This is a genomic window from Ruminococcus sp. YE71, assembly GCF_900119155.1.
Taxonomy (GTDB): domain Bacteria; phylum Bacillota; class Clostridia; order Oscillospirales; family Ruminococcaceae; genus YE71.
This window is the reverse complement of sequence record NZ_FPIR01000004.1, coordinates 1-12,075: the sequence shown is the minus strand read 5'-3', so window position 1 is coordinate 12,075 and position 12,075 is coordinate 1. Positions and strand designations below refer to the sequence as shown.

13 protein-coding genes are annotated in these 12,075 nt (G+C 50.5%); 3 read left to right on the top strand and 10 right to left on the bottom strand.

What is annotated here, in order from left to right; translation table 11 throughout:
• Window positions 1-16: 16 nt before the first annotated feature.
• The 3 genes from nusG to rplA all read left to right on the top strand — a co-directional run bounded on the left by nusG (window position 17) and on the right by rplA (window position 1,828).
• Entirely contained in the window at window positions 17-544 is a 528-nt protein-coding gene (gene nusG / locus BT142_RS04605) for a transcription termination/antitermination protein NusG (RefSeq protein WP_072417041.1), read from the top strand.
• An 87-nt stretch (window positions 545-631) separates the two neighbouring features.
• The gene (gene rplK / locus BT142_RS04600; protein ID WP_072417040.1) at window positions 632-1,057 is read left to right on the top strand and encodes a 50S ribosomal protein L11; all 426 of its coding nucleotides are present in this window, start codon (window positions 632-634) and stop codon (window positions 1,055-1,057) included.
• Window positions 1,058-1,132: 75 nt separating this feature from the next.
• Window positions 1,133-1,828: a 50S ribosomal protein L1 gene (rplA, locus tag BT142_RS04595; RefSeq protein ID WP_072417039.1), complete on the top strand. Its 696-nt coding sequence runs from the start codon at window positions 1,133-1,135 to the stop codon at window positions 1,826-1,828.
• A gap of 73 nt (window positions 1,829-1,901) precedes the next feature.
• Here rplA and BT142_RS04590 read toward each other — a convergent pair whose 3' ends face one another.
• From BT142_RS04590 to BT142_RS04545, 10 genes are all read right to left on the bottom strand, one after another.
• Window positions 1,902-2,753 (bottom strand): GIY-YIG nuclease family protein, encoded by an 852-nt coding sequence (locus BT142_RS04590; RefSeq protein ID WP_072417038.1) that lies wholly within the window; start codon window positions 2,751-2,753, stop codon window positions 1,902-1,904.
• Window positions 2,754-2,901: 148 nt separating this feature from the next.
• Window positions 2,902-5,355, bottom strand: a complete 2,454-nt coding sequence (locus BT142_RS04585; protein WP_072417037.1) for a glycoside hydrolase family 94 protein — start codon at window positions 5,353-5,355, stop codon at window positions 2,902-2,904.
• A gap of 62 nt (window positions 5,356-5,417) precedes the next feature.
• A complete protein-coding gene (locus tag BT142_RS04580; RefSeq protein WP_072417036.1) occupies window positions 5,418-6,113 on the bottom strand; it encodes an LptM family lipoprotein in 696 nt (231 codons plus the stop codon).
• A gap of 13 nt (window positions 6,114-6,126) precedes the next feature.
• The gene (locus BT142_RS04575) at window positions 6,127-6,987 is read right to left on the bottom strand and encodes a hypothetical protein (protein ID WP_072417035.1); all 861 of its coding nucleotides are present in this window, start codon (window positions 6,985-6,987) and stop codon (window positions 6,127-6,129) included.
• 31 nt (window positions 6,988-7,018) lie between these two features.
• On the bottom strand, window positions 7,019-7,927 hold the full coding sequence (locus tag BT142_RS04570; protein ID WP_072417034.1) for a hypothetical protein: 909 nt from the start codon (window positions 7,925-7,927) through the stop codon (window positions 7,019-7,021).
• Between the two features lie 10 nt (window positions 7,928-7,937).
• Entirely contained in the window at window positions 7,938-8,585 is a 648-nt protein-coding gene (locus BT142_RS04565; protein WP_072417033.1) for a hypothetical protein, read from the bottom strand.
• Between the two features lie 27 nt (window positions 8,586-8,612).
• Window positions 8,613-9,617 carry an aldose 1-epimerase gene (locus tag BT142_RS04560; protein ID WP_072417032.1) on the bottom strand — a complete coding sequence of 335 codons (1,005 nt, stop codon included), beginning with the start codon at window positions 9,615-9,617 and terminating at the stop codon, window positions 8,613-8,615.
• Between the two features lie 142 nt (window positions 9,618-9,759).
• Complete coding sequence (locus BT142_RS04555; RefSeq protein WP_072417031.1) at window positions 9,760-10,176, bottom strand: hypothetical protein; 417 nt, start codon at window positions 10,174-10,176, stop codon at window positions 9,760-9,762.
• An 88-nt stretch (window positions 10,177-10,264) separates the two neighbouring features.
• Window positions 10,265-10,564 carry a hypothetical protein gene (locus BT142_RS04550; protein ID WP_072417030.1) on the bottom strand — a complete coding sequence of 100 codons (300 nt, stop codon included), beginning with the start codon at window positions 10,562-10,564 and terminating at the stop codon, window positions 10,265-10,267.
• 12 nt (window positions 10,565-10,576) lie between these two features.
• Entirely contained in the window at window positions 10,577-11,896 is a 1,320-nt protein-coding gene (locus BT142_RS04545) for a hypothetical protein (RefSeq protein WP_139182174.1), read from the bottom strand.
• Window positions 11,897-12,075: the final 179 nt, after the last annotated feature.

The following is a 12,075-nucleotide window of genomic DNA, read 5'->3' as shown; positions in this document are numbered from 1 at the left end:
TGGGAGGAAAGTACAAATGGCTGACGGAGCAAAATGGTATGTGATCCACACCTATTCGGGTTATGAGAACAAGGTGAAACAGAATATTGAAAAGGTAGTAGAAAACCGCAAGCTGCATGACCTTATCCAGGAGATCAGGATACCTATGGAAAGCTATACCGAGGTAAAGGAATCCAAGAAGGTCGAGGCAGAAAGAAAGCTGTTCCCCAGCTACGTTATGGTGAAGATGGTGCTTACCGACGACTCATGGTACATCGTGCGCAACACCAGAGGCGTTACGGGATTCGTGGGAACTCCCACCGAACCCGTGCCCCTTTCGGATAAGGAGGTCGAGGCACTCGGCGTTGAGACCAGAACAGCCGCAGTTGAAGTCGATTATAAGATCGGCGACAGCGTGGTCGTTTCTACTGGCTCCTTCGAGGGCTTCACGGGTACTGTATCCGCTATCGACCTTGAGGCACAGACCGTTGAGGTAGTGGTATCCATGTTCGGCAGAGAAACACCCGTAACCCTGCCTATCACCGACGTAAAGGCGGAAGATTAAGGCTGTCCCGAAAGACGGGACGAATAAAGTGGGAGAGTTGATCGCACAGCTCGCATACCACGAAAGTTTTTTGGAGGTGCGAAAAATATGGCACAGAAAGTAGTAGGCTATATCAAGCTTCAGATCCCGGCAGGAAAGGCAACTCCTGCACCCCCTGTTGGCCCTGCACTCGGTCAGCATGGCGTTAACATCATGGCATTCACCAAGGATTTCAATGAGAGAACCAAGAATGACGCAGGTCTTATCATCCCTGTAGTTATCACTGTTTACGCAGACCGTTCTTTCACTTTCATAACCAAGACTCCGCCTGCAGCAGTTCTTATCAAGAAGGCGTGCAAGATCGAAAAGGCATCCGGCGAGCCTAACAAGAATAAGGTCGCTACTATCACCAAGGATCAGATCAAGGCGATCGCAGAGCAGAAAATGCCCGACCTCAATGCGGCTAACATCGAGTCCGCTATGAGCATGATCGCAGGCACCTGCCGCTCGATGGGCGTTGTTGTAAAGGACTAATAGGGATCACCCTAAGGTGGGAGGATCGGGCAAGGGCTCGACTTCCGTCATGACCACTTATAAGGAGGAAAATTAATGAAACACGGCAAGAAGTACGTTGACTCCCTCAAGGCAGTTGACAAGGCTAAGCTTTATGAGGCAAACGAGGCTCTCGAGCTCGCAGCTAACGGCGCAAAGGCTAAGTTTGACGAGACTATCGAGGCTCACATCCGTCTCGGCGTTGACTCCCGTCACGCAGATCAGCAGGTTAGAGGCGCAGTTGTTCTCCCCAACGGCACAGGCAAGAAGGTAAGAGTTCTTGTTTTCTGCAAGGAGGACAAGTATGAGGCAGCTAAGGCTGCAGGCGCTGAGTACTACGGCGGTATGGACTATGTTGACAAGATCGCTAAGGAAGGCTGGATGGATTTCGACGTTGTAATCGCATCCCCTGACATGATGGGCGTTGTTGGTAGACTCGGTAAGGTCCTCGGACCCCGCGGTCTTATGCCGAACCCCAAGGCTGGTACCGTTACCCCCGACGTAGCTAAGGCTGTAACCGAGGCTAAGGCAGGTAAGATCGAGTACCGTCTCGACAAGACCAACATCATCCACTGCCCCATCGGCAAGGCATCCTTCGGTGCTGCTAAGCTTGAGGAGAACTTCAACACTCTGCTTGAGGCTATCGTTAAGGCTAAGCCGGCAGCAGCTAAGGGTCAGTACCTCAAGAGCGTAGTAGTTGCTTCTACTATGGGCGTTGGTATCAAGGTAAATACTGCTAAGTATGGTGCTTGATAGCTGACTTTGTATCACTGAATTTTAAAACCCGAATCTCTGGGAGAGGTTCGGGTTTTTTGTGTTATGATAATCAGTTGTCGTTCATACCAAATTTAGTGCTTAAAAGTCGGCTTTTCCATTTGCTTTCTATTTTTATAACATCTTCTGGAATAAGTGTTTTGGGGAGAATTTGAAGTATTGAAAACTGGAAAGCGTGGTATCTTTCGGGATAATCGCAGATAAGTTCTTTCATCTTTTTGTTATGTCCGTGATGTGAGTTCACATAGCAGCACCACCTGCCGAAAAGACCATCTTCTCCATAAGCCGAACCGATATATTGCTTGCCTGTTTCGGTATCAACAATTAGATAGATAGCATTTACGGATTTCAGCGCAACGTGCCATGCTTCGTATATTTCTTTGTTATCAACTATCTCTTTCAACTGGTCATAGGAAAGTAATACTTCCTCATATCCCATAAATACTTTCTTTTCATCGGGCATTATTGAAATAATTGGTTTTTCTGTGGTTCCCTTGTGATGCCACATATGAGTTGATTTACCCCAATCAATGGTAAGTTTGCCTTCATATTCTTTCAAGAGGTCAAGTTGTGTCAAGTCAAATACTGCACCTTCACCAGTATAAAAAGTGGCTTCCTTTTCAGAACAGCCTTCTGGTATCATGTCAGGTGTATCAGGAACAGAGTCGCCTACTTTGTAAATTGTGTAAAATTTAGCCAAAGTGCCTTTGTCGCTTACAAAGACAACCCAGTAATCGTATCCCTTGCTAAAATTATTACGCTGATGACGAGTATATTCATAAATCAAATTATTATCTGCAAATTCCTTAAATACTTTGTCAGAATAAGCATGACGTATCAGCTTAACTTTCTGTGGGTCTAATCCAACTTTTCTCAGAATATCAGAAAAATATAAAATCGCCATAAAATCACACCTCTAATAATTATTTAGATTTATCAGACCTTCTGTGAATATATTATAACACGATTGCCGTAAAATGTCAACTAAAAATTCTCCCCCGTGCCGCAAAAGCACAGGGGAGAACCTTTTTTATAACGCTATATGTGAATTATCAACCAAGTGTTATCTCAACATTAACAGTAGCGCCCTTAGCAGCGGCGGGAACAACATTTCCCTCAACTGCCTTGCCGTCTACGGTCATAGCCTTTACGCCGTGGCAAACGTGGTCGGGGTTCTTTACGGTGATGTTGTAGGTAGCACCGCGGAAGAATCTCGAAGCGGTGAAGCCGTCCCACTCGTGCGGGATGGACGGATCCAGCTTCAGACCGTTGTAGTCGGGGATTACACCCAGAATGTACTGCGAGATAGCAACGAAGTTCCATGCAGCAGTACCGGTCAGCCAGCTGTTCTTAGCCTCGCCGTGACGCTTGGCGTCCTTACCTGCGATCATCTGAGCGTAAACATACGGCTCGGTGCGGTGCAGGTCGCTGATCTCCTCAAGGAATGCAGGAGCGATCTTGCTGTAGTACTCGAACGCTCTGTCGCCGTTGCCGATAGCAGCCTCAGCGCAGATGATCCATGCGTTGTTGTGGCAGAAGATACCTGCGTTCTCCTTGTAGCCACCCGGATAGGTCGAGATCTCGCCGTACTGCTTGTAGTACTTGGTGAATGCGGGCTGGTTGAGCACAAGACCGTACTTGGAGTCGAGCCACTTCTTGACGGAATCCATAGTCAGCTTGTCCTTGCCGTCTTCCTTGCCGAGACCTGCCATAACAGCGAAGCCCTGCGGCTCGATGAAGATCTTGCCCTCTTCGCACTCCTTGGAGCCGACCTTCTTGCCGAAGTCGTCGTAAGCGCGGAGGAACCACTCGCCGTCGAAACCGTACTCAAGGGTGTTCTTGTTCATCTTGTCGATCTCAGCCTGAGCCTTAGCAGCCTCGGCGTCGAGACCCTTGTACTTGCAGAGTGCAACGTACTCAGGTCCGATGAATGCCATCATAGCAGCAACCATGACGGATTCAGCTACCTTCGAGAACTTGTCAGCGCCGTACTTCGGGCTGGTGTATGTCTGGAAGCTCTCACCGGGGGTGTCGGAGTGGCAGGAGAGGTTGAGGCAGTCGTTCCAGTCAGCTCTCATAGCGAGCGGCAGACCGTGAGGACCAACGTTCTCAGCAACGTGCCAGAAGCTCTTCTCCAGGTGGTGCATCATGGGCTTAGCCTGAGCGGGATCGTTGTCATAAGGAACCATCTCGTCGAGGATTGCGTAGTCGCCTGTCTCCTTGATGTACTGAGCGGTGGAAAGGATCATCCACAGCGGGTCATCCGAGAAGTCGCCGCCGATAGCGTCGTTACCCTTCTTGGTGAGGGGCTGATACTGGTGATAGCAGCCGCCGTCGGGGAACTGAGTAGCAGCGAGGTCGAGGATCCTCTGGCGAGCTCTGTCGGGGATCTGGTGAACGAAGCCGAGCAGATCCTGGTTGGAGTCTCTGAAGCCCATACCTCTGCCGATACCGCTCTCGAAGTAGGAAGCGGAACGGGACATATTGAAGGTGACCATGCACTGATACTGGTTCCAGATGTTTACCATTCTGTTTACGCGCTCGTCGGAAGTGGTAACACTGTACTGGGACAGCAGGCTGTTCCAGTAAGCCTTGAGCTCTTCAAGAGCCTTGTCAGCCTTTTCGGGAGTACCCATCTGCTCGATCATAGCGTAAGCCTTGGACTTGTTCATGCTGCCGTCAGCGTTGAACTTCTCCTCGAACTTGTTCTCAACGTAGCCGAGCATGAATACCAGCTGCTTCTCCTCGCCTGCGCCGAGAGTGATGTCGAGGCAGTGGGAAGCGATCGGCGACCAGCCGTCAGCAACGGAATTGCGGGGCTTGCCTTCGAGAACGGTCTGCGGATTGCCGAAGCCGTTGTACAGACCCATGAAGGTCTCTCTGTCGGTATCGTAGCCTGCGAGCTTCTCATTTACGGTGTAGAATGCGAAGTGGTCGCGGCGCTCCTTGTACTCAGTCTTGTGGAAGATGGTCGAACCCTCGATCTCTACCTCACCTGTGTTGAAGTTTCTCTGGAAGTTCTCGCAGTCGTCGGAAGCGTTCCACAGACACCACTCCAGGAAGGAGAAGAGCTTGAAGGTCTTGGCTTCGCCCGAAGTGTTCTTGAGAACTACCTTCTGTACCTCGCCGTTGAAGTGCATCGGTACGAAGAAGGTAACTTCAGCCTCAAGGCCGTTCTTAGCGCCCTTGATAACTGTGTAGCCGAGACCGTGACGGCAGGTGTAGCTGTCAAGCTCGGTCTTTACAGGCGACCAGCCGGGATTCCAGACGGTCTCGCCGTCCTTGATGTAGAAATATCTGCCGCCCATATCAACGGGAACGTTGTTGTAGCGGTATCTCGTGATACGGCGCAGTCTTGCGTCCTTGAAGAAGGAGTAACCGCCTGCGGTATTGGAGATGAGCGAGAAGAACTCTTCAGTTCCGAGGTAGTTGATCCAGGGATAGGGAGTTCTGGGGTTTGTGATGACGTATTCCTTGTTCACGTCATCGAAGAAGCCGAATTTCATCTGAAAATTCCACCTTTCGTTTTTTTATATTATTTGCTTTTCCGCAATAATACTTACTTAGATCATTCTATCGTGTTCTCGATAGTGGACTCGTATGCGCTGCCGTTGGTACCGATCATCTTGACCCAGATCTTCTTGACCTGCTGATTTTGGAACTCGATGGTGAATTCCGCACCGTTAGCGTACTTCTCGAAGTACTCGTAGATGGTCTTGTCGGAGTTCTTGTCAACTACCATATCGGGAACAGTCTCGTTATTGAAGAGTGCTTCGAGCAGGTAGGTCTCAGCTCTTACGTTGAGTGCCGAAGCTGCTGCGTCTGCGACTGTCTGATTGTAGTCAGAGGGGTCAGTCTTGCTGGGGGTAACTTCGCCGTCATCGCCCCAAGGCTCAGCGTCCTCGAAGCCTTCGGGTACTTCGTAAGAAGAAGTATCGGTGCTCTCAGCCTTGCTTTCGGAAGCCTTGCTGTCGTCAGCCTTGGAGCTGTCATCAGCCTTCGAGCTGTCGTCAGCCTTGCTGCTCTCGTCTGCTGCCGAGCTATCCTCAGCTGCGGAGCTTTCCTCAGCGGAGCTTGCTTCCTCAGCCTTCGACTCTTCCTCAGAGCTCTCAGCGTCCTTGACTTCCTCGGAAGCGGTGCTGCTGGTCGTTGCCTTATCGTCCTTCTCGGACGACTTGCTGCCTGTGTCCTTCTTGCCGCAGCCTGTTACTGCTGCTGCGATAGTGACCGCCATCATTACTGCCAGAATTTTTTTCATTTTCATTATTTTGTCCTCCTTACTGCGGATAAACGGCTGTGATGCCGTCCACCGTGTATACAACTGATTCGACTCCCTCGGGACCTATCGTCACCATGTAGTGCCCCCCGGGGGTATATTCGGGAATGAGCCTGTCGAGCTCACTGCCGTCTCCTGTTTCATAGACGCCTGCCTGCAAGAGATCAATATAGATATTCGTGCAGTCATAGACGTATCTTGCGTACTGTGCGACCTGTTCCTGGGTCAGTCCGACCGTTTCTTCGCCGCCGTCAGCACGCTGGGTCTCGGAGATAAGGAAACTGTTACCGCTTATCACCACGAAGGTGCAGCAGTCGAATGCCTGATCTTCCTTGCCCTGAGGTGAGATGCTCACCGTTAATCTTATCCTGCTCCTGCCGAGCTCATCGGTATCGAACTTTTCCGAGCCGTCGTAGAAGCTGACGGTCACGGGAGAAGCGTTCTCGCCGTCTTTGAGTCCCTGCGGATAGTGTTTTTCAATGAAATCATCGGTGCAGAGTCTGAATGCATCGGTGTACTGTGCCGCGCTCATAAGCCCGAAGTAGGAGCTTATCACAGCCTTGGCGTTAGCCGTGAACCTGACCTCATCGACCTCGCCGATAGGTTCGGCACGGGAGTTGTTCTCCTGCGCAGCCGAGCTGCTTTCGTGCTTTGCCGAGCTCTGGGTATCGGGCTTTTTCTTGTCGCCGCCGCGTTCATCGGGTCTGTCGTCGGTGCTTTCGTCCGTTTCCGAGGAACTGTCGGCGTGGGACACCGATTCGAGCGCCGAGTCGAGCTGTCCGAGCATTTCATCAAAAGCGCAGCCGCTCATACTGAGCATGACCGCCGCCGCTGCCGCAGCTGTTATTAATTTCTTTTTCATGTTTCCCCGCCTTTCTTCGGCAAGACCGAGATCAATCTTTGGGGTATACAGCCTTGTAAGCTCTGCCGTCAAGAGTGTATTCAACAGTCACGGTTATATTTCCCCCGCTCACGGAAATGAGATACCTTACATTTTCCGACTTGAATATACCGGGGGCCTTTTCGTCCGCACGCTCCTGCGCAGAGGTAAGAGTCTGTTCTATAACTGGATTGTCAATGTTCTTGTATTCACCGTCCGAAAGCTGATCCTTGTAATAATCGGCAACGTTGTAGATGAGCTCAGCCGCCATATCGGCAAACTTTGTGCCGAGCATATCGAGGAGACTGCCCGCTCCCGATTCAAGGTCGATGACCTTAAAGCCGCTGCCGCTGTCCTTCACGGCAAAACGAAGGGATTTCGAGCTGTCCGCATTGACCACCTTGTAGATATACTCGCCGTTATCGACCATATCGAATTCGAGGGAGTACTTTACATCCTCATGGGACTCCCACGAATACGATGAAACGTTCATACACGCGATGAAAATATCGCTGCATAATTCGTAAGCTCCGTCTTTGTCGCCCGATCTCATGCACTCCATGAACTTTACCGCCACGGCGTGTGCGTCGGGGTCGTCATCGGGGTCTAAGATCTCTTCCTTGCTGCTTTCATCCGCAGCAGACTCATCGGACTTGCTGTCCTTCTTGTCTTTATTATCCTTAGGATCCTTCTTATCCTTGCTGTCCGACTCTTCCGAGCTGCTTTCGCTGTCCGCGGACGAGTCCTCAGCGCTCTCGCTGCTGTCCGCAGAACTGCTGTCAGACGACTGTGTCTGCGACACCGAAGCTGTGCTGTTAGCAGTGCTGCCGTTATCCGACGAACTGCTGTCATTTTTCTTTCCGCAGCCTGCCAGCATCAGCAGTGCCAGAGCAGCCGCAGCAAATCTTTTTCCGTTTTTCATTCTCTCTCCTCTATTTAACAAACAACAGCTCTGCTTTCTCTATCATCGCGCTGTTGAAATAGTATTCTATGCTTACCGCACTGTCATACTCGGCGGGTTCGACATAATTTCTCGACTCTATCGCTCGGTAAACCTCGCTGTGAGTCTTATCGGAGTCTATCACATGGCCTTTGCTGAGGTTGTCGAACGTCTCTTTCGTGACGGGTATGAGCGCCATTTCGCCCTTGTCCTCAAAGCCCACGAAATACCGCGAGTCATCGCTCGAACACAGCACGTAAGTCGAAGGGCGTGCTATGGTCGTGCTGCTGAGGTCGCTGTGGATATTCACCACGCTGTAGGTGAACGCCGCGCAGGTGAACACCGATATTATCAGTCCCACGGCACAGGCGGCGGGCTTTCGTAAGTCGGAATTGTTCTTGTTCACGCAGGCGACCGCGAACACGGCGATGTCTGCGATGACCGCCAGCAGCGTTATCACAAAGCAGATGAGGTTTATCTTGTAGAAATACTCTATCTCGGTGCGTCCGCCGAGAAAATCCGTTCCTGACGTAAGGCTTCGCCTTGCGGTGAAGCTGCCTATACAGGCGATCAATGAAACGGCGACGATAATGCCCCATCTTCCGAATATATCAAATACGGTCACTCGTCTTCTGTACATTTTTGTTTCTCATGTGTCTTTTTCTGTTTATACCGTGAAGAATCTCTGCCAGCACTCGTATGTCTTTCCGGGTGCGAGCTCGGAGTAGCCGCTGACATCGTTCGGAAGGCTGAGGTTCGGGCAGTTTATCATAGCCGTCATAGGCTCGGGGCAGAAGTAGCCGTTGCCGCCTCTGTCGTTCCACATATTCCAGAACTTGAATTCCTTTGACACCTCGTTGCAGATGCGGTTGCCGTTATCCTTGTCGGTGATGATGACGCCGTAGAAAGGCTTGCCGTCAAGCTCGTTGTCGCAGGCGGTGTACATATCGTTGGATATCTGGTGGAGAACAGGCACCATAGCACCTGTCTTGTAACGCTTGTCCTTTGTGCCGAGCGGCAGCAGCTTTTCGGTAGGCAGGCAGCGGTCGTCGAGCTCGCAGCGCTCAACTATCGGAACCGACAGGCGCAGGGTTTTCTGCTTGCCGCCGATGGTGATAGGCGCGTTGATGCAGGTGTGAGTGCAGATAGACACAGGCAGCTGCTTTTCGCTGAGATTTTCGAGACTGATAGTCTGTTTCAGACCCTCAGCCGAAAGCTCGAATGTATAGCTTATCTTGAATTTCAGGGGGAAGAAGCTGAACATCTCGTCCTTTTCGTCGTGAGTGTAGGAAGTAACGAGGACAGCCTTTTCGCCCTCGGTCTCACAGCGTTCAACGGTGTGTTCGCGCTTCTGCATCCAACCGTGGATATGGTTGTTGAATGCAGTCTCGTTGACGGGCAGATGATACTCGCCGTCGGAAGTTTTTACCAGACCCTTATCGAAGCGGTTCGGCAGGTAGAGGGTGGGGAGGCCCCATATCTCTCTTGCCTTATCTATCTCGGCGGCGGTAACGTCTTCCCTGTAGCGGAACACCTCGATACCGAGTTCTGTGTCGCGCATTCTCCAGACGCTTGCGCCGTACTTCGGCGAAATGACCGCCTCGTACTTATCCGCCTCAAGCTTTACGCAGGGGACGCCTTTCATTACGAAATCGTTTAATGCTTTTGCCATCTTTCCATTCTCCTATAATGTAGTCGAAAGTATGTTCGATGGGTTTATACAACCTCCGAACATACACCTAAAACAATTATAGCATATTATTACGAGTTGTGCAAGTGTTTTTGGTTGGCTTTTTTCACTTTTAGATGAAAATTTAGGGAAATTTAGGACAATGGGTCGTGTCAGTCTGCTGAACAGAGCGGATATGGTCTATTTTGAGCCTGTGCAGACCTGCGATACCGCCGTCGAACCAAGTGACATCGGCTGTTACGAGTGCGGGGGTGTCGATAGGGAGACCGATCTCATCAAACGTTTTCGTTAATTCGGGATGGCGCACCCACACGCTGACGAAGTACGGTTCATAATTGGAGTCGTAGCGGGTCTGACGTTCGCTGACAAAACAGTCGTTTTCCGTGCGAATAATGAAGAATCCGCAGTTTTTCTCCTGTGTGACCGTCATTTCGTCGGGGCAGGGAAGTCTGCTCAGGCTGCGGCTGCGTATCGCCGTCGTCATGATCACAGAAAACGTTATCGCAGCCATTATTACGCCTATACTAAGCCTTTTCTTCATGCGCATCACCTCCTTACATTTTATGACGCAAAAAGCACTTCGGATATTACAAAAGCCCGAAGTTTTTTCACCTTCGGGCTTTTTCGGATCATTCCGCTTTATTGCTCTTTTTGAGTTTAGCCTCGCCTATCGCGAACAGCACTATGCAGCCTGCCGCCGCACATTCGGAAACGATGCCTGCATTTTTGAGCTTCGGCACGTTCTCGTCGGCGTAGTCAAGGAACTCTTCCCTCGACATGGTGGTGTAACCCATGTCAATGGTCGCCGCCCATGAATCCTCGACCCTATCCTGTACGCCTGCAATATAGTTCGAGCCTATAAAGCAGCATACACCGAACACGATCAGCAGGATCGCCAGTATAAGAAAAAGCATTCTAAGTTTAGCCATGATGATCTCTCCTTACTTAAAGCTGTAGACGGGGATCTCTTTCGACTCGTCCTCGCCGTCAATGTATGTGCGCAGGAATATGCCGTACTCATCAATGAGCGCGTAGTATTCATCCGTCAGCATACGAATGTGGTCAAACGTAGCCGATTCCGAACCCATAGGTTCGCTGTTAGCCAGATCAAACTCGGACGTACCCGGAACAAGCGTTCTTACCCATGCGCCGTCAGACAGCTGAATATCAGTAAGACCGCCAAGATATTTTCCTAACTTACGCGATGATACCAGGCTGCCGTCATCGACTTTATAGATACCGGCTTCTGTCACTCTGAAATTGTCGTAAACAACATCCGGACTATATCTATCCCAGCTTCTTTCGCTGTCAGCAAGCTTAGACCAGCTGCCGCTGTCAAGATCGTAGCAGTAGAATTCGTTGTCAACAGTTGCGACCAGCTTGTTCTCATAGGTCAGAATGAAACTTCCCTCTTTCTGTTCGGTGTTGCCGTGAGCAGCTTCCACCTCTACCGGCGGCAGTTCAGTCACGTTTTTCAAGTCAGAATCCACGAGCAATTGCTTATCGTGGCTAATGACTGCGCACATACCGTTTTTGAACACGCCGACAGCCTGCAAACCAATCATACCGCTGTCATCGGCTAGATTGATGTTTGTCATCTTACCGTTTGCATCGTACTTTTCGATCCAGCAGTTGTTGAAGAACAGGTAGATATTGCCGTCAGCCACACACCAGTCCTTGATATAGCCCTCGGGCTTGTAGACCTCTACAGCACCCTTGTCGGGGTTGGCAGGGTCAAAGCACATCAGCTTAGTTGCGTAATAACCGTTGTATTCCGGGTGCTCAGCATCGGGGTTGGTGACTGTGAAGTACAGCTTGCCGTCATTTGCTGCCGTAATGTCCTTGCCGTTATCAGACTCGCCGCGAAGAGCAGCCTGAGATTGAACAATACGAGCACGGAACGATGAGTCATAAGCCTTTTTCAGCTCAGCATAGTAGCCGTATAACTCGGATTTTTCGATATTGCTGGGGTCAGCAAAGAGAAGCTGAGGATCGTTATAGTTGAGCGTATCAACTACCGGCTCAGCCTCAGAGCTTGATTCGTCAGCAGAAGAGGTCTCAGCTGACGAGGCAGTCTTGCCCTGCATCTCAGCATCAGCCTGTGCTGCCATGTCCTCCATTTCCTTCTGCTTGTCCTCAGAAGAAACAGAAGAGGTCTTTTCGTCGTCGTCATCGTCCTTGTCGCTGCTTCCGCAAGCCGCGAATGACAGGCAGATGCAGAGTGCAGCCGCGAAGGCTGTAAATTTCTTAAACTTTTCCATGTTATTATTCCCTTCACTTCTTATGCGGCACTCAAAAAAATATTCTTTTTTTCTAAAAAAGAATGCGGTCGCAAGATTTATCTTGCGACCGCTGTTTTTCGTATCGAGCGACCGCTGTTTTTCGTATCGAGCGACCGCTGTTTTTCGTATCGAGCGACCGCTGTTTTTCGTATCGAGCG